Here is a 25,168-nt window from a genome sequence, read left to right on the forward strand (position 1 = left end):
GGGAGGATACGATGGCTTACTTCACGAAGACTGCGCTAACCACTGGCATAATCACCGTTCTGGGGCTGGGTATGGCCACAGCTCAGGAATTCCGGCTGACTTATGCATCGCCATATGGGCCCACTCATCCATATGGCGAAGCGGATCAGGCGTGGATTGACAGAATTCACGAACAGACCGAGGGGCGCGTGGAAATCACGCCTTTCTGGGGCCGCTCATTGATCACAAGCCGCGAAGGCGTTGACGAACTTGCCGCAGGTGTCGCCGATATTGCGTATATAGCGCCCATTTACGCAAGTTCCGGGTATGAACTGTCGCGCCTTACACCATCCTTTTTCTATGGGTATGAGGATGCTCTTGAAGTTCTGGATGTGTATCTGGAACTGTGGAACGAATTCCCCCAGTTCGAGCAGGAACTGGACGGCGTAAAAGTCCTTGGGTTCAACGTGGGCACCCCCATGCACCTGATGCTGCGCGACCGCCCGTTTGAACAGGTCAGCGATTTGCAGGGGCTGCGCATCCGTTCGGCGGTTGACTATATCAGCGCATTGGCCGGTTTCGGGGCCGAAGGCGTTACCATGCCGATGACAGACACATATCCCGCACTGGAACGCGGTGTCGTGGATGGTGTGATCGCACCCTATGAGGCGCTGCGATCCCTGAGTTTCGCCGAAGTCATCAATTACTATTCAGAACTGCCCCACAGCCGCGGCGCCTACCCGTCCCGGGCCATGAATGGTGGCGTCTGGGCCCGCCTTCCTGCTGACATTCAACAGGTATTCGAGGATAACATCCTCTGGCTTACCACGATGACATATGAACTGGCCGAAGGGTCCGAAGATGCGGGGCGCGCATATGGCGAAGAAATGGGCGTCACATTCAACACCGTAGATGAAAGCGTCATCATCGAATATTCGGCGGCCTTTGCGCAGCCTGCACGGGAAACTGCAGAACGCCTTGATGCCGCGGGAATGCCCGGAACCGAAATCCTGAACCGCGTTCGCGCGGGTCGCGACTGACGCAGCAATCAGAAAGTGACGGGGCCGCCACAGCCTCGTCACTTTCCGTTTTCAAAAATTAGCCAAGGTATGGATGCATGCGTTACGGTCAGCGCCTTCTGGAACTGTTTAGCCGGGTGTCGGGATTGATTGCGGTCAGTGGCATTCTCGCCCTGATGGCGTTGACTGTCGTCACAGTTGCCTTCCGCGCGGTGGGCATAGCCTTTCCAGGGACATACGCGATTGCGGAATTGTTGCTTATTCCCGCCATCAGCTTCGCACTGGTCTATGCAACCATGCAAAACGAGCATACGGGCGTCACCCTGTTCGTGGACGGACTGCATCACAGGCGGTTCCGGCTGACCCTTAAGGGCATCATGCTGGCCTTGGGGTCGCTGTTCTGGATGGCAGTTGCGCTGGCAACAATACGCGAAGCGATAAGGCGGGCTGCGCAAGGCGAAATGTCCCCGATCATCAATATTCCTGTCGCGCCCTTCCGGTGGATGATGGCAATCGCCATGATCCTGATCTGCGTGACGCTACTGTTCAAAGTGCTGCAATTGTTTCTTGGCCAGGACGATAGCATCAACACCCCCGAAAAACTGGAAAACAAACTATGAGCACGGTCGCTATCGGTTTTGTCGGGCTTGCAATCGTCTTTGCGTTTATCGCGGCGGGAATGCCCATCGGGTTTGCGATGGGGCTGGTGGGTTTTGTCGGGTTCGCAGCCATTATCAGCTTCGATGCTGCAGTAGTGCGCATCGGGGTCACGACCTATGGCATTGTTACGAACCACGCTATCGGAACCATTCCGCTGTTTCTGTTCATGGCGCACCTCATGTTTGCATCCGGCATCGGGCGCGACATCTACGACTTTGCCGCGAAATGGATCGGACGCAGACGCGGCGGGCTTGCCATGGCGACGATCGGGGCATCAGCGGGGTTTGCTTCGGTCAGCGCATCCAGTCTGGCGACGACAGCAACGATGGGGCTGGTCGCGATGCCTGAAATGCGCAAGCATAAATACGACCTGTCGCTGGCGTCCGGCAGTGTCGTCGCAGGCGGCACCATTGGCGCGCTGATACCACCTTCCGGAATGTTCATCATCTATGGAATCCTTACCGAAACATCGATCGGCGCAATGTTTGCTGCGGGGATCATTCCGGGTATTATGCTGGCACTTTTTTATATTGTCACGATAGCCATCATCTGCCGGATCAACCCTGATGCGGGACCGCGCGGCCCGAAATACACATTCCGCGAAAAACTCGCCAGTTTCAAAACCACTGGCGAAGTGATCTTGTTGTTCAGTCTGGTCATGGGGGGCATCATCTTTGGTTGGTTCACCCCGACCGAGGCAGGCGCAATCGGGGCATTCGGCGCGATTGTAATAACCGCCGCACGGCGTCGCCTGACCTGGGTCACGGCACGCACAGCAATATATGCTACGGTCAAGACAACGGGGATGATCTTCGGCATCCTGTTCGGCGCGTTGGTGTTCAACAGCTTTGTAACCGTCACACGGATACCGCTTCACATTGTTGATTTTGTCAGCAACAGCGGCTTTGCGCCAATGACCATCTTACTGATGATTCTGGCCGTTTATCTTGTCCTCGGGATGGTGCTGGATGCGTCGGCGATGATGACCCTGACAGTGCCTTTGTTCTTTCCCCTTGTTACCGGTCTGGGGTTTGATGCGATATTGTTTGGTGTTCTGGTTGTGCGGATGACAGAAATTGCCCTTATCACCCCACCCGTGGGCATGAATGTATATATCCTGTCAGGCGTTGCACGCGATGTGCCGCTGAACAAAATATTCAAGGGCGCATTTCCCTTCGTCGGTGCAGATATATTGCATGTCGCGCTATTGCTCGCGTTTCCGATACTGGTGCTTTGGCTGCCAAGTCTGTAGCGTGAAGCGCATTGTTCATTGTCCGGCGAACCGGCGGCCGCAACAAATGGCCGGAACGGTTTTTTGCTTCAACTTTACGATGCCGCCGTTCCCGGACTAGCCTGAAGCGGAGTTGTTATGGCTGATTCTTCGTTCTATATCGGGCAAAGCAGTAACTGGACCGAGGATATATGTCTGTCAGTAGACGTGGCTGGTTAAAAGGCGCTTCAGCCTTGCTTGTAACACCGATATTCGGATGCCGGGATACCACACACATGACAAGGATGCTTTGGCGCCAATGGCAATCGGATTGGCGCTGGATGGAAGAAATTGCGCAAAGGCGAGGTTGGCAGGTGACGCCGCTCTCAATCGCGCCGCCTGCCTCTGAAACTGCTGTCCAGGCACTGGAAAGCCTCCACGGGATGAGGGTGCCGCCGCAGCTTCGCGAATTGCTGACGCGCTATTCCGCGCATGTCGCGTTCGGCTGGTATATTCCGTCACATCTGCGTCCGATGCACCACCAGAACCTTCCAACGATGAGCGCGAACCGGTTTGCGATATGGGACATCGACCACATCGCCGACCACGCGATTCCGAACTTTCTGGGCTTGAAGAGGCATTTGGCCGATATGGATCTCTCTGAAGCTCCGAATAGTCCTGAAATGTGGGAACATCAGTTTCCTGTCTACAATCTGGTCAATGGTGACATTATCACCATCGACATGTCAGCGCCCGATGAACCGCATCCGGTGCGCTATTTCAGCCACGAACTGGAGATGCTGCACGGTCTTACGCTCGCACCGGATTTCATCTCCTTCGTAACCGAGATGTCGAAGCTTGGCTTCGCCGGAACGGAATGGGCATCGTGGATGCCGTTCGGCACGTTTGACGAGGCGCGGAACGCATACACGCTGAAGGCGGACAGTCCAGGTGGCAAGGCCTGGCTGGATTGGTTGGCAAAGGACCTCACTGAACCCGAAGCCGATGTGCCGCCGCAATCGATTTTAGAGGAAACACCAGCTGAACGCGCCTTGCTTACCGGCGCGCGCGCCAACGACATGGAAGCCGTCAAACTGGCGCTCAAGGCCGGGGCGAGGCCGGATGTCGTGCCAGACGGCAACTGGCTCTCGGACAACTTTGCCTGGGATCAGGAATTTTCGACCGCTCTCAGCTATGCCGTGCGCGCCAACAACCTGCCGCTTGCGCAGGGACTGCTCGACGCCGGTGCAACCGTGAATACGCGCCGCCTGCCGATGGCAGACGCGGTACAGGCAAGCACGCTCGACACCATACAATGGCTGATCGGCCTGGGTGCGCGCGTTAACGGCTGGAAGGATGACCGCCATTGGCCAATTCACCTGCTAATCACGCAACGCAGCAAGCTGACGGCACCAACAAGAAGCGAACTGGAAGCGCGCCTTCGCAAGGACAACGAGGTCTGGTCCCAGGCAGACGACGCCACTGACCATCGGCGGGTGCTGCGTGACATACAGGAAAAGCGCCTTCGCGATCAACTCGCCGCTTGGATAGACCGGCCCACCTATCTCGCCATGCTTGATGCGTTGTTGAAAGCCGGCGCGGAACCCGACGCGCGCTGGGACAACGACACCACCGCACTGATGTGGGCGGAGGCGGATGATAGCGAGTTACTGTTGCGCGCGGGCGCCGATGTCGAGGCACGGGATTTCTCAGGCAGCAGCGCCCTGCATATGGCCAGACGACCGGATAAAATTCGTGTGCTCGTGGCCCATGGCGCCGATGTAAACGCCCTGGAGACGCCGCCACCGGGCTACGAAAACGAATGGGCGTCGACTCCGCTTCAATCCGCACTGCTCCTTTCAAGGCTCGATGGTCTTGAGCGCGCCCGGACTCTTCTGGACCTGAAGGCGGACCCACGCAAACGGGATGCTCAAGGCCGCAGTACCCTATGCTACTGCACAACAGTAGAGAGCTTCGAGCTCATCACCGCCCACGGCCTCGACCCGCTGGAGCGCCTTCCCGATGGCGGCACCCTGCTGCATAACCTGTACAGGGCGACCAGTCTCCGTACCTCCTGGCCTGACGAAGTTGCATTCCTCGATTTCCTGCTTGGTCTGGGTCTGCCGATCAACGCAGAGGATGACGCCGGACAAACAATGCTCCATGTCGCTGCAGAACGGACTCAGACGGTCGAGGATATTGCCCTGCTTCTGGATCGCGGCGCAGATAAGTCGGTTCGCGATCGTCGCGGGCGGCACCCCGTTGATCTTGTACCGGGATCACTTCAGGAGATCCGTAACCTTCTCGCACCGTGAATAAAGTTAGGGGCCCATGTCCCTGAAGATGCGCCCAAAGGTATGGGCTCATCCACCGGCTTGGCCGACCGCTGATCCAGACGAATGGGCATCGGGCGGGGCGATGTATGGCTTATCGCGGACATTCACATAGAAGCGGCGCAACATCCCCGGGAAAAGGCCACGCGGGACTGACCCCGCTGACCTGACAGAGTGACAAATGCGCGTTCCAGGATATTGATCGACCTGGCATTTCGCGATTTGCGCGCTATGTCGAAATCAGTCGGTCGAATTTCGAACCCGGCGTCAAACATTAGTGCGTTCAGCCCCTCCAACACGCCAAACTGACGGAAACTGACAGGGCATTGGTTACTGCCCACAGGTTCTGAACGCCTGCAGCATCACAGGACTTGAAAGTCACCAAGCCGTGCGGGCTGTATTTCCAGCGCGCGTGACAAGCTTATTGAACGCAGGAAGGACGGATCGTCAGCCTGCGCGTTTGCGGTATGCGGGATCAATATGAATACCGTTCGATACCGGCAACGCATTTTTGCCATCAGTTCCGCCGCAGGCTTTGCTTTGGTCCGCCGGGTGCATAGGCCAGCGCGGCCACCGGTTGGCCGCCGACCACATGATCATCGATGATCTGATCCAGCGCTGTCAGTGTCACGCCGCCATAATAGGTGCCTTCGGGCCAGACCTGCACAACAGGACCAAGCGCGCAGGGGCCAAGGCAGGATGTACGGCATGACATCATCCCCGGGGCACGACGGCGCAGTTTTTCGGCATCCTGACGTGCGCGCAACTGGTGCCACAGCTCGGCCGCGCCTGCGTTCATGCAAGGCCCACCCGTACAGACCAGCACGCGCGCATGGTGGTCGGGCACCTGGGCGGAGTCAGCGGGCAAGGGCGCAACCGGCACTTCGCGCAGGGGCGGCATGTTCACGCTTGCGACAATAGCAGTGGTCAGATCGCGCAGGGCGGATGACAGGGGCGGCGTCACATTGATGACCGGCGCAGGGCCGGACCGTCCTTTTGCCCAACGCTGCACAGTTCTGGCAATCGCGTTCACAGTCGCAGGTTCGGCAGGCAGGGACAGGGGCAGCACGCGGATTTGCGGGGCCGCATCATAGGTGTCAAGCTGCGCACGCAGGGTGGGTGTGCCCTGTTCGCTGTAGGCCCAGGTCACCTGCCAGTCCGGCAGCGCAGCCGCCACCGCGTGCGCCATTGCCTTCATGTCAACATGGGCGGGGGCCGCGATGGCCGCCTTGGCCAGCAATATCAGAACGGGTTTCATAAATGTCCTTTCAGGCAGGCAATACAACAAGGGTGCCGCGCGTGGGGTGACGCTGAATCAGCGTCTCAACGCCATAGACCTGCCGGATCCGTGCCGGGGTCAGCACATCTTCCGGCCTGCCCTGCGCCACGACACGCCCCGCATCAAGCAGCGCCAGCCGGTCACAGACCATCGCGGCCAGCGTCAGGTCATGCAGCGCCGCAATCACGCTGACACCGATCTGGCGCACCAATGTCAGGAACGCCATCTGATGGCGCAGGTCCAGATGGTTCGTCGGCTCATCCAGCACCAGAAGGCGGGGTTGCTGCACCAGCGCACGACCCAGCAGCACACGCTGCCGCTCGCCCCCGGAAAGGGTCGCAAACAGCCGCCCGGCAAAGGGCCACAGGTTCAGAAGCTGCAAGGCCGCCGCGATCTGGGCACGGTCATGGGCGCTCTCTGCGGCATGGGCGGATTGATGGGGCGCACGGCCCATGGCGATCACATCCCGCACCGTCAGCGGAAAATCGGCGGGCATGTCCTGCAGTACCGCGCCTATGCGCTGCGCACCCCAGCGCGGGCTTTGCGCCCAAAGATCGCTGCCATCCAGCAGCACGCGCCCGATATCAGGCCGCCGCGCACGGTAGATGGTGCGCAGAAGTGTCGATTTCCCGGCACCATTCGGCCCCAGCAAGCCGACAAATTCACCCGGTCGCACCTGAAGCGACACATCATGCACCAGCGCGCCCCCGCCAACGCGCACGCTGATCTGTTCCAGTTCCAGATGGGCGGGCGGGATAAGCGTCATCCGCGCATATCCTTCGCGGCGCGGCGCAAAAGCCAGATGAAGAACGGCCCCCCGATCATCGCGGTGATGATGCCGACCGGCAATTCCAGCGGCGCGATGATCCAGCGTGCAATCAGATCCGCGCCAATGGCGAAACCTGCACCCAGAAGCGCCACAGCAGGCAACCCATGACGATGATCGGCCCCGACCATCAGCCGCACGATATGCGGCAGGATCAGACCGATAAAGCCGATCACCCCGGCCACCGCAACCGTAACACCCGTCAGCGCAGCGCTCAGTACAAACATGGACCGCCGGAACCCTTCGACATCCAGCCCCAGCGCCGCCGCATTTTCATCGCCTGCCAGAAGCAGGTTCAACCGCCGAGCCTGCAGGATCAGCACCACAAGACCAAGGCAAAGCGCCAGCACCGGAACCGGCAGCAGCTTCCATTGCGCGCTGGCAAAACTGCCCAGAGTCCAGAACAGCACCCGCGCGGCCAGTTGCGGGTCAGGCGAGGTCAGCACCAGCAGCGAAGTCAGCGCACTGAATACTGCCGACGTTGCAACCCCCGCAAGAATCAGCCGCGTTGGCGCGATCTGCCCGCCCGTGCGCGCGATCCAGAAAACCAGAGCCAATGTCACCAACCCGCCCAGAAAGGCCGAAATATGCAGCGTGAAAACCCCGAAGGCTGCAAGCCCGAAGCGCATCGTCAGCACTGCGCCCACCGCCGCGCCTGACGACACACCAAGGATGCTTGGTCCTGCCAGCGGGTTGCGCACCAGTGCCTGAATGGTCATGCCAGCAACCGCCAGCGCCGCACCGACCGATGCCGCAAGGATCACCCGCGGCATGCGGGTTTGCAGCACGATCACTTCATGCGCGGCACGCCAGTCGCGACTGATCCAGCCATCGCCAAGAACTGCATGGGCAAGAATGCGCAGAACAGTGCCCGCAGGCACCTGCACCGACCCCAGCATAAGCCCACCCAGCGCGGCACAGATCGCAAGAACTGTATAAGCTGCCATGACCGCCCGGAACCGCGCCGCACCGGGCGGGGCAATGGAGTGCGCGGCACCATGGCTACCCGGTCCGGGTGCCCTGCGCAGAACCGCAAGCGCATCATCTGCCTGTGTGGCCGCAGGCATGGCTTGCGATCCTGCCAAGTCTGTCATTGCGCGAAGCGCTCGGGGTGCAGAAGCCGCGCCAGTTCTTCCACTGCACGGACAGATGACGGGCCGGGCTGGCCTGTCGCCGAACTGACCGGGTGAAAGCGCCCTTCGCGCACGGCGGTCACATCTGCCATGGCAGGAAAACTGCTGAGCAGTTCAATCCGTGCACCCGCGATATCCGCGCGGGGATCGGCGACGACCTGTCCGGCCTCCGTCAGGGAATAGAAGACAACGATATGCGCGGGGTCACGCTCGACGATATTTTCCCATGACACTGTTCCATAGCGCATCTCAATATCGCCAAAAATATGCGCGCCGCCCGCGCGCGTGACAATCGAATGAAGCATTGTGTTGCCAAGCGCGGCACGGGGGGGCGCGTCACCACCATTATAGATGAACACATGCACAGGTTCGGCCCCGTCCAGCGCCGCATCCACAGCGTCAAGCCGGGCCTGCAACCCCTCTATCAGCGCCTCGGCACGGTCCGGAACGCCAAAGATTGCCGCAACATCGCGCAGTTCCTGCCAGAGGTTGGAAAAGTCAAACCTGCCCAGATTGCACCCTTCTGTTGCCAGTCGTGTGGTCATGCCCAGATCATGCAACTGGTCGCGGGTGTGCCAGCGTTCGGAAAACCCGTCCGGATAGCCCGCATAGACGAAATCGGCCTCCACCTCGATCAGTTGCTCGGTTGTGGCGATCAGGGGTGACAGGACCGGGATGCGGGCGTAGCTTTCGGCGTATTCCGGGCCGATTTCCAGATTGCCCATATAGGACGTGCCGACCAAATGCTCTTGCAGCCCAAGGGCCAACATGATTTCAGTCGCGTTATTCGATAATGTCACTGCGCGTTGCGGCGGGGCCTCGAATACTGTCGTGACATCACAATTCACATCCGTATGCGGAAAGCGGTCAAGGGCCAGCACGGGCACGGCCAGCGACGTGAATGCAGCACCGAACAGAAGGGCGCGTAAGCTCATAGGCAGATTTCCTTTGTCATGGCGGGGGACGTCAGCGCAGGCAGAACCTGCGCCGCAAAAAGCCGCATGGCGGCGCGCGCCTGCGGAACGGGAATTGCGCCATTGGCGCTGAAAAACGCCCGGATCGACCCTGTGTGCAACTGCGCGGATAAATCCAGAATCTGCGCAGTGCAATCATCCGGCGTGCCCGCAATGGCGTGCCCTTCCAGCATCTGGGCGCGGCTGCGCGGGACCGGGGGCGGATTGCCCGCAGCGATGGCGCGGGCCGCGCGGTTTTCATTCAGCCGATGCGTCAGCGCGTCCAGCTGCGCCAGTGCTGTGCCCCGGTCGCGGTCAATCAACACATACCGCGACAGAGAGGACGCATGTAGCGGCCCCACGCCCTGCCCATGCCGGGCCAGTGCCGCGCGATAGGGGGCGAACTGGCGCCCCTCATTGGGTTCCAGCGAATACAGCAGTGGCAGGGCGTGGCGTGCGGCAAGGTCAATATTATCCGGCGCGACCGCCGCCATATAGACCGGGGGGTGGGGGCGTTGCACGCAGGGCGGGCCGACGGATACATTGTCAAAACGCCAGAAGGAGCCGTCATGACTGACATTGCCTTGTGTCCACGCCATGCGCAGGATGTCCAGCGCGGCGGCGAAACGCGGGCGGGCCTCATCCGGGTTCAGACCCAGCGCGCGGAACGTATCCGGGCTGGTCCCGCGCCCCACCCCCACATCCAGCCGCCCGCCCGATTGTCGGTCCAGTTGCGCCACTTGTTCTGCAAGCAGCAGCGGATGATAAAGCGGCAGCACCAGAATGGATGTGCCAAAGCGAAGGCGTTCAGTCACAGCCAGAATCGCGGCCCCCAGCAGCAATGTGGACGGATGGGGCAGCCGATTGCGGTCGAAATGGAATTCGTTGAACCAGATCCCGCCAAACCCCAGCGCATCGGCTTCGCGCGCCAGCGCAATCAGGTCGGCATGATCACCAAGCCCCCCTTCGCGGGCAAATCCGGCAAGGTCAACGCGGATGCGCCCCGACATGTTCATGTTGCCGCCAGCGGCAGAACAACCGGCACGCCATTCAGTTCTGTGACCATCGCATCCACCCCATAGGCCGCGCGTACTGTCGCAGGTGTCAGCGCGGCGCCCCCCGCGCCTTCGGCCAGCACGCGCCCTTGTTGCATCAGAACTGTCCGCGTCGAAAAGCGCGCCGCCATCGACAGGTCATGGATGGCGACCAGAACGCCAATCCGCCCGGTTGCCGCCAGATCGGACAGGAAACGTAACGCGAAAAGCTGATGCCCGATATCCAGCGCGCTGGTGGGTTCATCCAGCACCAGAAGCGGCGTTTCCTGTGCCAGCGCGCGCGCCAGCATGACGCGCTGGCGTTCGCCGCCACTCAGCGCGTCCATGCTGCGAAAAGCCAGATTGTCCAGTTGCAGTTGCGCGATTGCCCATTCCGTCACCGCCAGATCGCGGCGGGCGGGACGGGTTCCCATATGCGGGGTGCGCCCCATCAGCACTGTCTGGAATACGCTGACCGGAAACCCCTCGGGCGGGGCCTGCGGCACATAGGCGATCAGGCGCGCCCTGTCACGCGCGGCGCTGCGCATCATGTCACGCCCTGCGCAGTGAATTTGCCCTGCGCGCAGATGGTGATAACCCAGTATCGCCTTGACCAGTGTGGACTTGCCCGCGCCATTGGGTCCGACCAGTCCCACCATTTCACCCTGTGCAACGGTGACCGACACATCGTCCAGCACTGCCCGTCCCCCTGCCGTAACCGTCAGGTTCCTTGCATCCAACGTGATCATGCGTAATTCGTCCTTTGGCGCGACAGGATCAGATGCAGGAATAACGGCACCCCGACAAAGGCAACCACAATACCGACAGGAACCACGACCGGTGCGAAGGCCAGCCGCCCGATGGTGTCAGCGGCCAGCAGCAGCGCAGCCCCTGTGATTGCGGCAAAGGGCAGCAGATAGCGATGGTCACCCCCGATCATCATGCGCGCCACATGCGGGCCGATCAGCCCGACGAAGCCTATAACCCCAAGGAAACTGATAACCGAGGCCGCAGCAACAACCGCCAGCACAATGGCCATGGCGCGCAGCCGCGCCACATGGACACCCAGCGAATGCGCAACGTCGTCCCCTGCGACCGTCAGCACGTTCAGTTTCCACGCCTGCGCCTGCATCACCGGCAGAACAACTGCCAGAACACCCGCACAGATGACCACGGCGGGCCAGCGCACGCCGTTCAAGCTGCCAAATGTCCAGTGAACCACCCTTGCAAGTTGCTGTTCGGTTGCAATGAACTGCACGGCTGCGGTCATGGCACTGAACAGATACATCAGCGCGATGCCGGTCAGGATCATCGCCTGCGGCCCCATATTGCGCCACCAACTCATTGAAAATACTGCTGTGGCAGCGATCAGCGCGAATACAAACGCTGTCAGTGGAATGAAATAGATGCCCGCACCGGTCAGTCCGACCCCGAACATGATCGCGACCGCCGCACCGAAAGCCGCAGCAGACGACACGCCGATAGTATAGGGGCTGACCAACGGGTTGCGTGTGATGGCCTGCATCAGCACCCCCGCCACCGACAGTGCCGCCCCGGCAATCATGGCCATCACCACGCGCGGCAGGCGCAAATGCAGCAGCACCAGTTCCGACTGGGCATCAAGCGACGCACTGATCGCACCGAAACTTGCATGCGATGCGATGACGCGCAGCAGGTCGGCCATTCCGGTTTCATGGATGCCCCGCACTGTCACCGACAATGCCGCGCCCATCAGCAGCACAAAGGCACAGGCAATTATCGCCAGCCGGGTTGTCCGGCTGGCAAGATAGCGCGCGCCAAGACTGTCCGCCCCGACCGGCAGTTCCACCTGGTCCGGCGATATGCTTTGCATCGGCGGAACTGCCGGCGTTGCGCGGGTCATGGTTGGAACTGGCCCCTGTGGGTCATGCCGGATTGATAAGGCAGGCCCTGAAACTCCTCTATCCAGACGCGCATGGCATCTTCGGGGTCGATATCTGCAAACAGGTCCGGATGCGCCCATTTTGCGATCTGAAGCGCGCCTGTGATCTTGGACGCGCCGCCAGCCAGATAGTAATTGACCAGATGCACATTGCCCGCGTCCCAGGCAGGTGTTGCGCGGATTTCCTCGCGGGTGGAAAGCTCGGCCCAGGCCGCCGCATAGATATCCGCCGGAATTGACTCATACGCGCCGGGCACCAATCTGAAAATCAGGTCAGGGCTGCGGCTGACCAGTTCCTCCGGGTCAATGGTGAAGGCGTTGACATTCCCGCGCGACGCCGGTTCGGCAGCGATATCGATGCTGCCAAAGACATTGAGCGCCCCACCCTGCAGCGCCATGTCATGCCAGCCAGACCCCGGCGTGACTGTGACCAGCGGGCGCGTTTCCTCAATGTAAATGCTTGCTGGTTCTACCCCGGCAAGGCGTTCCTCCAACAAGGTCAGATACCCGGTATAGAAATCATTAAGTGCCTGCGCGCGTTCGGGCGCGTCAAACAGATCGCCCATCAATGTCACATTTTCCACATGCTTGGTCGCATCCCAGGCGGTGATAACCATGACCGGAATGCCGAATGGTTCAAGCTGCGCTGCCGCTTCTTCCCATGCGCCGTTACGCGGCAGGATGACGATATCGGGCCGGGCGGCAACAATCGCTTCGTAATTGGGCGCAGCCTGTCCGGCGCCGACAATCATGTCAGCGTTCAGTTCCGGCCAATAAGGCGGATCGCGATACGTACTCTGATCGATCCCAACAACGCGGTCCATCGCCCTTAGCGCGCGGGCGAATTCGACCCCATAGCGGTTGAAGATGACGGCGCGTTCGACAGGCAGTTGCACCGCAACATCGCGGCCCATATCGTCGATGAAAGTGGTGGTCTGCGCCTGCGCTATGGACCATGACAATGGAAGGGCAAGCAGCGCACTCAGGCACAGGGGTCTGAAGAACATCGGGAACCTCGATCAGCACAAAGCCGGGCGCGGACCAGCCGTCGGGACATCAGGGCCAGATATTGCGCGTCCAGATTGTCGGACGTGATGTCTTCTGCCATGCCATTCCTTCAGCCGGGCACCTCGCCGGCGGTTACGGTTATGCCATAGGCAGGTCTCCTGGCTCACGGCTCGAACGGTATCAGGTCCCTTCCCGGCTATGCCAGTGGCTTGACCCAAACCTTGCCGCCTACAGTTGCGAGGGCAGCTACAGATGACGGGCTACGCCCGATCCTGTATTCCCTATTAATCCGCAGATGCGGAACCTTGGCAGCCCAAACCGTACCCGACCCGGGGGTGCCTGTCCATGCGCATTCGTGCGCGCAGATCCGGAATAGCCGGTCCCGGCATGAACTGGCGTCCACGGACAAGGCGCGTGCCTTCCGGGCCACGTTCCGCCTGAAAACATGATCCGGTGGTTCTGCGCAGCCGCTTCAGGCCGACACGGATTGCACCGGGCGGCAATAGCCCATTTTCAGCAACCACATGACATGCGCGATGGCCGCTTCGTCACCGCATCCGGTCCGCGCATCCAGATGCGCGCTCAACTGCGCCAGGGATTGCGGCTTTTGTTTCAAAATGGATAACAAGAAACGCAAGGAAGCGGCCGAATGCAGACCGGTGGCACAAAAATAGGCCGCAACGGGCCGGTTCCACGAACCGCTGAACGGCTCCGTTAACAAGATCCTGGGGGGACTGTTGCATTAACTTTGATCGCTGATGATTGTATTTGCGCCCTTAGATTTAAGCGGCCAAGCCAAAGGGCTCGTGGACGAAGCTGATTTCGCCACGGACACCCGGCCGCTTCGTTTGTATGTGTCCATTCTTGATTGTCCTGATCGTCTCCACCCCTGGCAGTGTCGCCTTGACACAACTCAGAGATCGGAAGCTTTGCCGAACTCCGAGTAGCCGCTTCAGCGCGGCATGATAGCTCTCGACACGGTTGTTCAGATACTTGCGGTCGATATGGGTGATGTAGTCAAAATGCGGATCGTAGCGATGGTTTATCTCACGGATCACCTTTCGATATGTTGGTGCCTTATCTGTGCAGATTGAAACGGGGCGGTGCAGCCGCACACGTTCGAGAGCACTGTTCAGGAAAGCTTTTGCTGCCTTCGCATCGCGTCTGGCTGTGAGCCTGAAATCGAACAATTGGCCGTTGCCATCAATTGCCTGCCACAGGTAACGCCACTTACCGCCAACACGAATATAGGTTTCATCCACGTGCCAGTTCAGCCTTACGCGGCTGAGATGACGCTCGGCACGTTTGGACAGTTCCGGTCCAAACTTCTGAACCCATCAAAAGACCGTTGAGCGGTCAACATCAAGCCCTCGCTCGGCAAGCAGGTCCGTCACATCTTGGTAGGATAGTGGATACCGCAGATACATCCGAACGGCACATAAGATGGTCACCGCAGGAAACCGGTGGCGCTTGAACGGTCGGTTGCTCGGCATATCAGCAATCCTTTCACTGCCATAATCGCCAACACCCAAGTTTAATGCAACTGTCCCCGACGAGGAGCTGTTCGCACGTCAGGTTGGTGTAAAGCGCCGTCGGTGTGTAGGTCGCGTGAATGTTCTCCGGGCGCGGTGCGCAGCCTACGATAACGGCTGCCGCCGCGACAATACTGATCGTTCCAGACTTCATTTAAATGTCTCCCGCAATGTGGTTTCATGTCACTGCCGGACACCAATTGAACGGCAATGACATGCATATCAATAGTTTACGGGAACCGGAGAGGATTGGAACTTTGACGAGCGAGAACATGATTGAATCTTGAAATTTCCGCAATTTTGCAAGTTCACTCTTGTCAGGCCGCGTCTATCCTGAGGAGCGAAACATGAAACACCTAGATAACGCTGTGCCGCTGGCACGACCCAAAATAAATCTATGGATCTCTATTGTGAAATCCCTGCTCTATCGGCTGCCCTATCCGTCTTTTCGGCATACATTGCATCTGCTGGTCGTGCTGATCTGTCTGGCGGCCGGATCTGCGCCTGTCGCTGCACAGGATTCTGTTGTTGCGGAGGGGCCGAGGGATGAGCGCAGCCTGCGGGTGGGGGTTTATGTGCACCCGCCCTTTGTCATGCGGGAAGATGACACGTTCTCCGGCATGGCCATCGACCTGTGGGAACAGATTGCACAATCCCTCTCGCTGCAAAGCGAATATGTCGAGCTGGACAACACCGGCGCGCTTGTCACAGCCGCCGCAAATGCCGAGATTGATGTGGCCGTCACCAACCTGACCGTGACCAGAGAACGGGCCGAGCGCATGGATTTCACGCATCCATGGTTCGATGCGGGCCAGCGCATCATGGTAAACGATGACCGGGGCGGCGGATTCCGTGATGTCCTCCGGGGGCTTCGTGATTCCGGCCATTTGCGCGGCTACGCCTGGATCGCCTTTGTCATCGCCGTGGCGACATTGCTGATCACGGCGTTTGACCGCCGTTTCAACAAGGAGTTCCCGCGCCGCTGGCGCGATGGCATTGCTGAAGGTTTTTACACCGTCATGTCTGTGGCGACGTCGGGCAAATCGCCGCAGCGAAAGAACTATTTTGGCTGGATCGGGCGCATCTGGCAGGGTCTGTGGCTGGTCTGCGGCATTGCTGTGCTGGCCTATCTGACTTCCTCCGTCACCAGCGTCATGACCACTTTGTCCCTGACCAACCAGATCAACAGCGTGGCCGATCTTCCAGGCCGGGTTGTCGGGGTACAGCCGGGCAGCGTGTCTGAACGCTATGCACAGCAAGCGGGCCTCAACGCACGGCGTTTTGCGCATATCGAAGAGGCTGTGCAAGCACTTGTTGACGGTCGAATTGACGCGATTGTGGGCGATGCGCCGGTGCTGGAATATTATGCCCATACCAACCCTGAACAGCCGGTGACTGTGGTCGGGCCGATTTTTGCGCCTGACAAATATGCTTTCGGCCTCGTTCATGGAAGTGATCTGACACGCCGGCTGACCATTGAACTGATCGGTGCGCATGAAGGTGGTGCAATCGAAGAGATCAGGACGCAGTATTTCGGCAACGATCCTTGAAAGGAACGGTCACGATGAGAACGGCATTTCTGTTCGCCGCAGTTGTGGCATTCTTGGCGACCTGCGTTCCCGAAACCGGGCCCTACCCGCCCCCGCACGAGGACAGGCCCGCCGCCTGTACATTCGAATACCCGCCCGTCTGTGGCGAGCGGCATGGTCAGCGCGAAACCTATGGCAATGCCTGTATGATGCGTGCGGCCGATGCCCGGCTGGTTCATCAGGGCCAGTGCCGCCCTGCAACTGTCAGCCCCCGCCCGCCCGGAGGCCGGGAACAGGCCTGCACGCGGGAATACGCCCCGGTCTGTGCCGTCAGACAGGACCAACGGCGCAGCTTCGCCAACGCCTGCGAGGCCGAGGCAGCGCAGTTTCGCGTCGTGCGGCGCGGGGAGTGCAGAGGGTGAAAGCCTGTAGAAAACATCAGGGAGAAAGACCATGAGACGTAAATTTCTTGCCGCAACAATGACCTGCCTGATGGTCTCTGCCGCGCATGCGGATGTCTGCGAGAGTGCCAGGGACCAGGCAACACTGAACCGTTGTGCCCAGAATGCCTATCAGGCCGCCGACACCGATCTGAACACGCTTTATCATCGGATCAGGCAGCGTCCGGGCGACGACCCTGACGCCTACCGGCAGCTTCGGAACGCGCGCGTCACTGGATATCCTTCCGCGATGCAGAATGCGCCTTCGCAGCCTCGGCGGTGGTAGGGGGAAGCATTTATCCCATGGTGCTTGATGGTTGTCTGGAAAGCCTGACGCGGCAGCGGGTTGATCAGTTCCGTCAGTACCTCGCCTGCGAAGAAGGCGACCTGAGCTGTCCGGTGTCTGCCGGGGATTGAGGCGATTTTTCAGGCAACTACGGAATGGAAATGTTAAAATGAACAGGAATCCTTGCCTGACGGGTGTCTTTTTACTGCTTATGTATGCATCCGCCGGGGCAGAAACGGTACACATCAGTCGCGGCAACGCGGCTTGCGGATTGATTGATACGGATCTGACGGAAATGCGCCGGCACGAATACGCAGGATCATTGATTCATCAAGCGCATCACGGGGCTGATGCTCGGCTTCAAAGCCGTTCATTCCGCGTCCGCAACCCTTGAGGGAATTGAGGTCGCGCACATGATCCGCAAAAGGCAATTCGACAACAACGGCTTGAACGCATTTGAGCAGTTCGCCCAGCTCGCAGCATAAGTCTGTCCAGCGCTTGGCTACACTCAACCTATATGAATATTTGCGACAGAACCAACTTGGCAATGCCTCTTGCATTCTTGCTACGCGGTTTGTGAAAGACTTAGTGCCAAGCCGCAAGCCGCTCGCGGCACAACTCCAGCATCTGCTCGGCCTTGGCCGTCATCTCCGCATCAAGGTTCGGCACATCCGGCACAATGATCTGATCGAGCCCGGTGGCAAATCTCTTGACAAGCTCATCGATAGCGGCGTTGGCAGCACGTGCTAGTATCCCGGCAGTCGCGGCAAGGCGTAGGAAGTCGGCGCGGCGCAGCCGGTCATCCTTGCCATCCAGCTTGAGCGCCATGCGATCATGCTCCAGTCTCGGAAAGACGCGAGTCGTCACCGCATCATAGAGCGGGGCCATCCTCACGCTCTCAAAGGTGTCTGCGCCCGGCGCTGCTATCTTAAGCAAGGCAAGATTCTTAAGATGCATGTCACCATCGGCAATGAGCCAAGCAAACAGCGCGCGCTTCAATATAACCGTCAGATCTTCCTCGGGCGCGGTGGAAAGTGGACGCACGGCGCGCGCGATCCGCTCGATGGTGCTGTCATATTTGGCTTCTGGGGGCAAATCAAGAACAGAGCAGATGTCTTCGAGAGCAATACAGCGGTGATCATCGGCACTGCTACGGATATCAAAGCGTTCCACAATTAACGCCGGCGGCATGCCGTCCGGCATGCCTATCAATGCGATGGCCGGGGCTTCAAGTCCGGCAGCCCGCCCCAAGGACATCGACAAATACTCGATAATCGGCAGGGCCTGAAATCCGCTTGTGCCGGCAGGTTTTAGTATATGCGTGAAGGGCTCTATCGTGCTAGGAACAAGGCGTCCCTTTGCGTCAAGAAACATCGGAGCCTTGATCTGCACGCCGGACAAGCGCGGTGTCTGCGAGTTTGCAAACAAGCGCGCGAGATTTTCTTCAAAACTGTTCTCTATATCGCCACGTGCCGGCCCCTCATAGTGTCCGATAAACACGCCTTCGGTGCTGAATTCACTTAGGCGAGTTGAAAGACGATCTGTCGGCAACACTGCAATTTCGGCGGTATCAGAGCTGATCGTGATGTTTGACATATAGCGCTTTCCGGAACGAAGCAGGGCGCGCTCATCACTCTCGTTGAGCACGCGCTCCAGCCAGCCTTCGGGCAAGAGCGAGAGAATGAAGGGAGGCAGCTTGCCGGGCGTTCGCTGCTGCACCAATGGTAGATTGAAGTTCTTCTCAGCCGTCCAACGCCATTCAAAGCCGTCATGGCGTAGCTCTCCGATCGGCTGGCTGTGCCAGGCCACCGTGAAGCTTAGCGCGGCTTCATTTCGCGTTTCAATCAGAGACGGTGATCTCATGAGGTAGCGCTCGGCTTGCTCGCCCTCGCGGTACCATTTATTCTCACGCGCAAGCGTCCAGAGCGCATCGGCAGCGTTTTTAGGGTCACCATATTCTTCGATCAAACGCGCCGCGAGTGCAGCGCGCATTTCTTCATTAATCGAGGCAGCATGTTCGCTGCGCAGACGAAAGGCTTCGAGACAACGCTGCCGCAGCGAAGAGACATCAGTCCGGAACTCACCCAGCTCGTCCGCGATTAGCGCGGGTGCGGTCGAGGGATGGGCTGGCGCGATATTCTGGATGATCTCCAGTGTCCTGATCCGTTTGCGCTGTGAACGCGGCCCACTAATGAACAATCGGCCATCTCGCGTCGGTGCGAGCTGTACGGCGCTGGCGGCTGACAGATAAGCCCGCGGATAGAGATATTTGGCGATGCGTACGGCGTGCCGCAGCACGATGCCATCGACATCCTCGGCGGCATCGGCATAGATACCCCGCATAAGCTTCACGATCCGGCCTGTTTCGGCCAAGTAGTGAGCGCGGTCGCTGTCCAAATTCTCGCCAATGAGATAGAGCATTTTCCGTCTTTCGCGTATTTCATCTACGCGAAAATTGGAATAATTCACATCATTTGTCAAGTTTTTCCGTCTTTCGCGTATTTCATCTACGCGAAAGACGGAAACTAAGATGGTGCTCGACCAGCCCCGCTGAGCCTAAAAGCTATCGTGCATTTGATCACATTGATCAGATTCTGTCGCAAAGATTTTTGTCTTCCGGTTGGCTCTGTATGAAGCATCGGCGTAGGAGGTGACTTCACACTCGGCTACCGCACTACAGAAGATCAATGGTTTGGGTGCGTCAGTATCCCCGGACAAAACCTCAGATGTGGATCTGGTTGCGTTTAGCTTCTGACATGCGCAGTCAGATTCAGCCCTTTGCTATGGCAGAACGATTTGCATTTTTACATCCGCAGGAGGGGTGGAGGCGGCGATTTCAAAGGCTTGGACACCGTCTTTGAAATCAAAGCTGCGTGTGATCACACGACTTAACATCGATGGCACCAGAACTCAACATGCTAACGCAACGTGGAAAGACATGCGCATAGCGGAAAATGTTTTCGACACGCGCTTCGCGTACCATTGCGGCACCTGCGTCGTATTGAATGGGGTCGGGCTGTCCGCCGATCATCACCACGCATCCGCCCGGCGCCAGCGTTTCAAAGACAGCTCTGGCAGCATGGGGGGAAGCCGGTCGCCTCGAACACGACGTCGACGCCCCAACCGTCAGTGTGACTGAGCACGATGTCCACCAGATTTTCTGACTGCGCGTTGACGGGCACGATGGCGGGACTGAGCGACCCAGCAATGTCGAGTTTCCGTTGCGCCAGATCGGTCACATAGACGCGCGCGCAGCCCGCCGCCAACGCGGCAAGCGCCGTGACCAGACCGATTGGGCCAGCCCCGAGCACCACCGCATTGTCGCCGGGCCTGACTCGCGCCTTGGTGGCGGCGTGAACGCCGACGGCCAGAGGTTCGACCATCGCGGCTTCGGCAAAGCTGACGTTGTCGGGCAGTTTGAACGTGAATGCTTCGGGATGCACGCAGGTCGGGCGCAGGATGCCGTGAACCGGCGGCGTCGCCCAGAACCGGACCGCAGGGTCGATGTTATACAGACCCAGCCGCGTCGCCTTGGAACTGGGGTCGGGAATGCCCGGTTCCATGCAGACCCGGTCGCCTTCTTTCAGGCTAGTGACGACCGTGCCGACCTCGATCACGGTGCCTGACGCCTCATGCCCGAGGATCATTGGTGCATTGACGACAAACGGCGCGATATGACCATGGGTGTAGTAATGCACATCCGATCCGCAGATCCCGACGGTGTGGATCTTGATCCGCACATCATGCGGGGCAAGCGTTTCCTCTGCCTTGTCGATCGCGGGAAAGTCCCGCAAGCTCAGGGCCTGTTTCTTTTCGAGAACAAGCGATTTCATCGGACTATCCTTTGTTGGTGACCCGGACCGCCGATCCGGATGCAGTGACCCCGGCGATCCGTATTGACGAACCCATCTCCTGTCACAGGTCCAGGATGTGCAAGCCACTTACGGTTTCTGCAAGCGGCCTCAGACGTCGAAATTGCTTGGCAGCACGATCATGTCACGGATGGTGACATTGCGCGGGCGGCTGAGCATGAACATCATGGCATCCGCAACCTCGACAGGTTCCATCAGGGCACCGGCGTCCTTCATCCGTTGCAGGCGGTCGGGTTCCCAATCCGCCAGCAAGGCCGAGACCACCGGGCCGGGGGAAACCTGTCCCACGCGGATGCCATGGGTCATCAATTGTCGCCGCATCGTCTGCACAAAGCAGGAGACCGCCCATTTGGACGCGGAATAGATCGGTTCGACATGAATGGGTGTATGGCCCGCGATGGAACTGGTGACGATGACATCGCCTTTCTTGCGTGCGATCATATGCGGCGCAACAGCGTGGACGTTTTTCATCACCGCGTTGATGTTCAGGTTCAGCATCCGGTCGATGGTGGCTGGGTCGGTATCGACCAGATCACCGCCGATATAGCTGCCGGCATTGCAGATCATGATGTCGATCTGCCCGGCCTTATGCAGGATCTCGGGCACCATCGCGTTGCAGCTGTCAGCATCCAGCAGGTCGGTGACCTGCGCAACCGCCCCGTCGCCCAGTTCACGGGTCAGCCCGGCCAGAGCATCGGCATCGCGGTCCACCAGCACCACGCGGGCGCCTGCGGCCCGCAAAGCCCGCGTGATGGCAAGTCCAATGCCCGAAGCGGCCCCGGTGATTGCGGCGACCTTGCCGTGCATGTTCTGGAACATCTCATTCTCCTTGGTTCGGCGGGTTTGTTCCGCGCTTCGTTTAAATTTGTCAGACTGCCAGAAAGCCGCCATCCAACGGCAGAACGGCCCCGGTGATCATCGCGGCGTCATTTGACAGCAAAAGCGCGATACTGCGCGCGACATCCTCTGCCTCAGCAAAGCGTCCCAGTGGGTGGCGCGCCATCATTGCGTCGCGTTTGGCGGGATCGCTCCATGCTGCAGCGGCCAGTTCGGTCATCGTCACGGTGGGGGCAATGGCCACGGCGCGGATGCCGTGGGTGCCAAGCTCTTGCGCCATGACACGGGTCGCGCCTTCCAGCCCAGACTTGGAGGCGGCATAGCAGATATGGTCGGCAAAGCCGCGATGTCCGGCGATGCTGGTGACATTGACGATGGCGCCGCCCCCACCTGCTGCGATCCGGGCGCGGGCGAATGCCTGCGCGCAGATCAGCGCGGCCTGCAGGTTGATACCCATAACGCTGTCATATCCTGTGTCCGTCATGTCCAGCAGGCTCTCCAACACGTTGGTGCCGGCGCAATTCACCAGAAAGTCACATGTGCCCGCCTGCGCTATTGCCGCGCGCGCCGCCTGCGGATCTGACAGATCGGCGACAATACCGGTGATGCCTGTCAGGCTGTCCAGATCGGCACGTGTGCGGCTGATCGCGATGACGCGCGCGCCGCGTTCGGCCAGCAACAGGGCGGTGGCCCGGCCGATCCCCTTGCCCGCGCCGGTGATGATGACGGATTTATCCTGAAACGGCATGGTCTTGTCCTTGCATGATGGTCGCGTTCATGGCCGCGCGCAGATCGCGGGCGGTATGCTGTAGTGTCAGAAATGCTTGGTAGCGCGCCTGATGCAGGGGCTGGCTGTCCGGCGCGGGTTGATAGCTGGCCTGCACCCGAGACATGGCGGGCATCGCCTTACCCAGATCGGCGAAAACCCCGCCCGCCACCGCACCCAGCATGGCCGCGCCCAGCAGCACGGGTTCTTCGCTGGCGGTGGCGTCCACCGGCAGACCGGTAGTATCGGCCAGAAGCTGGCGGATCAGCGGATGCCGCCCGGCACCACCGCTGATCGCGATGCGCCGGACGTCTGCGTCATGGGCGGCCTGAGTTTCGACAATCTGGCGCAGGCCATAGCCCAGCCCACATATCCCCGCGACATAAAGATCGACCAGCGAGGCCAGATCTGTCTGCATCCCCAGCCCAGAAATCGTGGCGCGGGCATGGGGATCGGCAAAGGGCGCGCGGTTGCCCAGAAATTCGGGGACCACATGCAGATGCATGATATTTTGCAAGGCGTCCGCTGTCGTCTGACCGGCCAGCCAATCGGGCAAGGATAGCCCTTCGGCATGGGCAAGGGCTGCGGCCTCTGCATGGGCGGGGTGCAGGCGCAGCAGGTGGTCGATGGCGGCCCCGGCGACGGATTGTCCGCCCTCATTGAGCCACATCCCCGGCACCATGGCCGAATAATAGGGCCCCCAGACCCCCGGCACAAAGACCAGCTCATGCGTCGTGGTCATCGTGCAGGACGAGGTGCCGAAGACATAGCCAAGCGTGGCTACCGGATCGCCTGCGCCGCCATGTGCTGCGACGGTGCCGATCCCCCCGGCATGGGCGTCGATCAGCCCTGCACCCACCGCGATGCCCGGGCGCAGGCCCATTGCGCGCGCAGCCTGTGGGGTCAGACCCTGTCCGAGCGGCGTTGCCGGCGGCACGACCCTAGCACCGATGCGGGCAAACCCGTCATCGACAAGTTCAGCCAGCCCGATGCTGCGGAAATAATCCGCATCCCAGCGGTCTTCATGGGCCAGATAGGTCCATTTGCAGGTGACCGTACAGGTTGACCGCACAGCGCTGTTGGTTGCCTTCCATGTCAGGAAATCGGTCAGGTCAAAGAAATGCCGGGCGTCGGCGAAAACCTGCGGCCGGTTTTCTTTCAGCCACAACAGCTTGGGAGTCTCCATCTCGGGCGAGATGCGCCCGCCGACATAGCGCAGCACGTCATGGCCGCCGTCATTGATCCGCGCGGCCTGTTCCACGGCGCGGTGATCCATCCAGACGATGATGTCGCGTTCGGGGTGGTCGGGATCGCCCACCGGCAAGGGGCGGTCACCGGCCACCACCAGCGAACAGGTGGCGTCAAAGCCGATGCCTGCCACAGCCCCCGGATCAATCCCGGCGTCTGCCAAGGCTGCGCGGGTGGCGGAGCAGACCGCATCCCAGACCTGCGCGCTGGATTGTTCCGCGATCCCGCCCGAGGGGCGGTGCATCGCTACATCGCATTTGCCGGTGCCATGCAGCGTGCCCTCCGCATCGAACACCCCGGCGCGTGCCGACCCGGTGCCGACATCGATGCCGATGACATACGACGACATCAACGCCATTCCCGCCCAATGTAGATGGCCAGCAGGATGATCAGGCCCTTGATGACGTCCTGCATATACGGGTTGATGCCCATCAGATTCAGCCCGTTGTTCAAAATGCCCAACAGAACTGCGCCGATCAGCGTGCCCAGGATCAAACCCCGCCCGCCCGCAATCGCGGTGCCGCCGAGAACGACGGCGGCGATGGCGTCCAGCTCGAATCCGACGCCTGCGTTGGGCTGGCCGCTCATCAACCGGCCGGTCAGTACTATTGCCGCGAGCGAGGCTGTCAGTCCCGAGATTCCGAACACTGCCAATTTTACCCAACGGGTGCGGACGCCGGACAGGCGGGCGGCGGTTTCGTTCCCGCCGAGGGAGTAGACGTGACGGCCAAAGGCGGTGCGCTCTAGCATGACCCACGCCAGCGCATAGACCGTGACCATGATGATGACCGGCACTGGAATGATGCCGATGCGACCAACGCCGAACCACGACACCCAGCCCGGCAGGCCGCTGATCGGATAGCCGCCTGAATAAATCAAACCCAGCCCACGCGCGATGCCCATCATGGCCAGCGTCACGATGATCGCGGGCATCCTGCCCCATGCGACCAGCGCGCCGCTGATCAGGCCGAGCCCGGTGCCGACCAGAAGCGCCGCTGCCAGACCGACCCCACCCGGCAAACCCATATTTACCATCAGCCCAGCCGCGACCGTGCCCGACAGTGCCATAACCGCGCCCACTGACAGGTCAATTCCGCCCGTCAAGATAACGAAGGTCATTCCCACCGCCAATATCCCCACGACTGAGACCTGCCGCAGCACGTTAAGGATATTGTTCACGGTAAAGAAGTTGTCGCTGGCAAAGCTCATCAAGACCGATACCACGATCAGCCCGACCAGCGGCAACGCCAGAGGGGAATGAAACAGCCAATCCAGTGCCGCGCGACGGCGGCGACCTTTGGCA

At 60.0% G+C, this 25,168-nt stretch carries 20 protein-coding genes, 4 pseudogenes and 1 riboswitch; of the genes and pseudogenes, 8 read left to right on the forward strand and 16 right to left on the reverse strand.

The genetic code is table 11. The features are described 5' to 3' along the window. Positions 1 to 11 precede the first annotated feature (11 nt). The 4 genes from PUT78_RS16550 (at position 12) to PUT78_RS16565 (ending at position 5,183) form a co-directional block, all read left to right on the forward strand. On the forward strand, positions 12 to 1,019 hold the full coding sequence (locus PUT78_RS16550; protein WP_274353389.1) for a TRAP transporter substrate-binding protein: 1,008 nt from the start codon (positions 12 to 14) through the stop codon (positions 1,017 to 1,019). Positions 1,020 to 1,096: 77 nt separating this feature from the next. Continuing rightward, the gene (locus tag PUT78_RS16555; protein WP_274353390.1) at positions 1,097 to 1,618 is read left to right on the forward strand and encodes a TRAP transporter small permease subunit; all 522 of its coding nucleotides are present in this window, start codon (positions 1,097 to 1,099) and stop codon (positions 1,616 to 1,618) included. Continuing rightward, complete coding sequence (locus PUT78_RS16560; protein WP_274353391.1) at positions 1,615 to 2,910, forward strand: TRAP transporter large permease; 1,296 nt, start codon at positions 1,615 to 1,617, stop codon at positions 2,908 to 2,910. The genes PUT78_RS16555 and PUT78_RS16560 overlap by 4 nt, the downstream gene beginning before the upstream one ends. Before the next feature lie 254 nt (positions 2,911 to 3,164). Continuing rightward, entirely contained in the window at positions 3,165 to 5,183 is a 2,019-nt protein-coding gene (locus tag PUT78_RS16565) for an SMI1/KNR4 family protein (protein WP_274353392.1), read from the forward strand. Between the two features lie 535 nt (positions 5,184 to 5,718). Here the strand turns inward: PUT78_RS16565 and PUT78_RS16570 are convergent. The 10 genes and pseudogenes from PUT78_RS16570 to PUT78_RS16615 form a co-directional block, all read right to left on the reverse strand. Continuing rightward, positions 5,719 to 6,459, reverse strand: coding sequence for a (2Fe-2S) ferredoxin domain-containing protein (locus PUT78_RS16570; RefSeq protein WP_274353393.1), 741 nt, complete (start codon positions 6,457 to 6,459; stop codon positions 5,719 to 5,721). Positions 6,460 to 6,469: 10 nt separating this feature from the next. After that, positions 6,470 to 7,246, reverse strand: a complete 777-nt coding sequence (locus PUT78_RS16575; RefSeq protein ID WP_274353394.1) for an ABC transporter ATP-binding protein — start codon at positions 7,244 to 7,246, stop codon at positions 6,470 to 6,472. Next, positions 7,243 to 8,373 carry a FecCD family ABC transporter permease gene (locus PUT78_RS16580; RefSeq protein WP_274353395.1) on the reverse strand — a complete coding sequence of 377 codons (1,131 nt, stop codon included), beginning with the start codon at positions 8,371 to 8,373 and terminating at the stop codon, positions 7,243 to 7,245. Before PUT78_RS16580 ends, PUT78_RS16575 begins: the two co-directional genes overlap by 4 nt. A 23-nt stretch (positions 8,374 to 8,396) precedes the next feature. Then, positions 8,397 to 9,374, reverse strand: a complete 978-nt coding sequence (locus tag PUT78_RS16585) for an ABC transporter substrate-binding protein (protein ID WP_274353396.1) — start codon at positions 9,372 to 9,374, stop codon at positions 8,397 to 8,399. Then, a complete protein-coding gene (locus PUT78_RS16590; RefSeq protein ID WP_274353397.1) occupies positions 9,371 to 10,402 on the reverse strand; it encodes an LLM class flavin-dependent oxidoreductase in 1,032 nt (343 codons plus the stop codon). Before PUT78_RS16590 ends, PUT78_RS16585 begins: the two co-directional genes overlap by 4 nt. A gap of 2 nt (positions 10,403 to 10,404) precedes the next feature. Beyond that, on the reverse strand, positions 10,405 to 11,175 hold the full coding sequence (locus tag PUT78_RS16595; protein ID WP_274353398.1) for an ABC transporter ATP-binding protein: 771 nt from the start codon (positions 11,173 to 11,175) through the stop codon (positions 10,405 to 10,407). Then, positions 11,172 to 12,278: a FecCD family ABC transporter permease gene (locus PUT78_RS16600; protein ID WP_274353399.1), complete on the reverse strand. Its 1,107-nt coding sequence runs from the start codon at positions 12,276 to 12,278 to the stop codon at positions 11,172 to 11,174. Before PUT78_RS16600 ends, PUT78_RS16595 begins: the two co-directional genes overlap by 4 nt. A 26-nt stretch (positions 12,279 to 12,304) precedes the next feature. Then, entirely contained in the window at positions 12,305 to 13,354 is a 1,050-nt protein-coding gene (locus PUT78_RS16605; protein WP_274353400.1) for an ABC transporter substrate-binding protein, read from the reverse strand. Positions 13,355 to 13,485: 131 nt separating this feature from the next. Beyond that, positions 13,486 to 13,678: riboswitch (cobalamin riboswitch) on the reverse strand. Between the two features lie 149 nt (positions 13,679 to 13,827). Further along, positions 13,828 to 13,971 carry a hypothetical protein gene (locus PUT78_RS16610; protein ID WP_274353401.1) on the reverse strand — a complete coding sequence of 48 codons (144 nt, stop codon included), beginning with the start codon at positions 13,969 to 13,971 and terminating at the stop codon, positions 13,828 to 13,830. Between the two features lie 166 nt (positions 13,972 to 14,137). Next, positions 14,138 to 14,848 (reverse strand): annotated as a pseudogene (locus PUT78_RS16615) (IS6 family transposase). Between the two features lie 386 nt (positions 14,849 to 15,234). On the opposite strand from PUT78_RS16615, the gene PUT78_RS16620 reads away from it, so the two are divergent. From PUT78_RS16620 to PUT78_RS16635, 4 genes and pseudogenes are all read left to right on the forward strand, one after another. Continuing rightward, positions 15,235 to 16,437, forward strand: a complete 1,203-nt coding sequence (locus PUT78_RS16620; protein WP_274353402.1) for a transporter substrate-binding domain-containing protein — start codon at positions 15,235 to 15,237, stop codon at positions 16,435 to 16,437. 14 nt (positions 16,438 to 16,451) lie between these two features. After that, positions 16,452 to 16,838, forward strand: a complete 387-nt coding sequence (locus PUT78_RS16625) for a Kazal-type serine protease inhibitor domain-containing protein (protein WP_274353403.1) — start codon at positions 16,452 to 16,454, stop codon at positions 16,836 to 16,838. Positions 16,839 to 16,908: 70 nt separating this feature from the next. After that, a pseudogene (locus PUT78_RS16630) lies at positions 16,909 to 17,273 on the forward strand (lysozyme inhibitor LprI family protein). Positions 17,274 to 17,468: 195 nt separating this feature from the next. Beyond that, positions 17,469 to 17,627 (forward strand): annotated as a pseudogene (locus tag PUT78_RS16635) (IS6 family transposase); the annotation flags it as partial. A gap of 100 nt (positions 17,628 to 17,727) precedes the next feature. On the opposite strand, the gene PUT78_RS16640 reads toward PUT78_RS16635, so the two are convergent. The 6 genes and pseudogenes from PUT78_RS16640 to PUT78_RS16665 form a co-directional block, all read right to left on the reverse strand. Further along, positions 17,728 to 19,623, reverse strand: a complete 1,896-nt coding sequence (locus tag PUT78_RS16640; RefSeq protein ID WP_274353404.1) for a HipA domain-containing protein — start codon at positions 19,621 to 19,623, stop codon at positions 17,728 to 17,730. A 300-nt stretch (positions 19,624 to 19,923) separates the two neighbouring features. Beyond that, positions 19,924 to 20,975, reverse strand: a pseudogene (locus PUT78_RS16645) (NAD(P)-dependent alcohol dehydrogenase). A 129-nt stretch (positions 20,976 to 21,104) separates the two neighbouring features. Further along, positions 21,105 to 21,833 carry an SDR family oxidoreductase gene (locus PUT78_RS16650; RefSeq protein ID WP_274353405.1) on the reverse strand — a complete coding sequence of 243 codons (729 nt, stop codon included), beginning with the start codon at positions 21,831 to 21,833 and terminating at the stop codon, positions 21,105 to 21,107. A 49-nt stretch (positions 21,834 to 21,882) separates the two neighbouring features. Continuing rightward, complete coding sequence (locus tag PUT78_RS16655; RefSeq protein ID WP_274353406.1) at positions 21,883 to 22,599, reverse strand: SDR family oxidoreductase; 717 nt, start codon at positions 22,597 to 22,599, stop codon at positions 21,883 to 21,885. Continuing rightward, entirely contained in the window at positions 22,583 to 24,214 is a 1,632-nt protein-coding gene (locus tag PUT78_RS16660) for an FGGY-family carbohydrate kinase (protein WP_274353407.1), read from the reverse strand. Before PUT78_RS16660 ends, PUT78_RS16655 begins: the two co-directional genes overlap by 17 nt. Next, positions 24,214 to 25,074, reverse strand: a complete 861-nt coding sequence (locus PUT78_RS16665; RefSeq protein ID WP_274353408.1) for an ABC transporter permease — start codon at positions 25,072 to 25,074, stop codon at positions 24,214 to 24,216. Before PUT78_RS16665 ends, PUT78_RS16660 begins: the two co-directional genes overlap by 1 nt. Positions 25,075 to 25,168: the final 94 nt, after the last annotated feature.

The organism is Roseinatronobacter alkalisoli (genome assembly GCF_028745735.1).
Lineage (GTDB): Bacteria > Pseudomonadota > Alphaproteobacteria > Rhodobacterales > Rhodobacteraceae > Roseinatronobacter > Roseinatronobacter alkalisoli.

Coding starts and splice junctions, on each gene's coding strand:
- PUT78_RS16550 (WP_274353389.1), top strand. CDS start 12: ATGGCTTACTTCACGAAGACTGCGCTAACCACTGGCATAATCACCGTT.
- PUT78_RS16555 (WP_274353390.1), top strand. CDS start 1,097: ATGCGTTACGGTCAGCGCCTTCTGGAACTGTTTAGCCGGGTGTCGGGA.
- PUT78_RS16560 (WP_274353391.1), top strand. CDS start 1,615: ATGAGCACGGTCGCTATCGGTTTTGTCGGGCTTGCAATCGTCTTTGCG.
- PUT78_RS16565 (WP_274353392.1), top strand. CDS start 3,165: ATGACAAGGATGCTTTGGCGCCAATGGCAATCGGATTGGCGCTGGATG.
- PUT78_RS16570 (WP_274353393.1), bottom strand. CDS start 6,459: ATGAAACCCGTTCTGATATTGCTGGCCAAGGCGGCCATCGCGGCCCCC.
- PUT78_RS16575 (WP_274353394.1), bottom strand. CDS start 7,246: ATGACGCTTATCCCGCCCGCCCATCTGGAACTGGAACAGATCAGCGTG.
- PUT78_RS16580 (WP_274353395.1), bottom strand. CDS start 8,373: ATGCCTGCGGCCACACAGGCAGATGATGCGCTTGCGGTTCTGCGCAGG.
- PUT78_RS16585 (WP_274353396.1), bottom strand. CDS start 9,374: ATGAGCTTACGCGCCCTTCTGTTCGGTGCTGCATTCACGTCGCTGGCC.
- PUT78_RS16590 (WP_274353397.1), bottom strand. CDS start 10,402: ATGTCGGGGCGCATCCGCGTTGACCTTGCCGGATTTGCCCGCGAAGGG.
- PUT78_RS16595 (WP_274353398.1), bottom strand. CDS start 11,175: ATGATCACGTTGGATGCAAGGAACCTGACGGTTACGGCAGGGGGACGG.
- PUT78_RS16600 (WP_274353399.1), bottom strand. CDS start 12,278: ATGCAAAGCATATCGCCGGACCAGGTGGAACTGCCGGTCGGGGCGGAC.
- PUT78_RS16605 (WP_274353400.1), bottom strand. CDS start 13,354: ATGTTCTTCAGACCCCTGTGCCTGAGTGCGCTGCTTGCCCTTCCATTG.
- PUT78_RS16620 (WP_274353402.1), top strand. CDS start 15,235: ATGAAACACCTAGATAACGCTGTGCCGCTGGCACGACCCAAAATAAAT.
- PUT78_RS16625 (WP_274353403.1), top strand. CDS start 16,452: ATGAGAACGGCATTTCTGTTCGCCGCAGTTGTGGCATTCTTGGCGACC.
- PUT78_RS16650 (WP_274353405.1), bottom strand. CDS start 21,833: ATGTTCCAGAACATGCACGGCAAGGTCGCCGCAATCACCGGGGCCGCT.
- PUT78_RS16655 (WP_274353406.1), bottom strand. CDS start 22,599: ATGCCGTTTCAGGATAAATCCGTCATCATCACCGGCGCGGGCAAGGGG.
- PUT78_RS16660 (WP_274353407.1), bottom strand. CDS start 24,214: ATGTCGTCGTATGTCATCGGCATCGATGTCGGCACCGGGTCGGCACGC.
- PUT78_RS16665 (WP_274353408.1), bottom strand. CDS start 25,074: ATGAGCTTTGCCAGCGACAACTTCTTTACCGTGAACAATATCCTTAAC.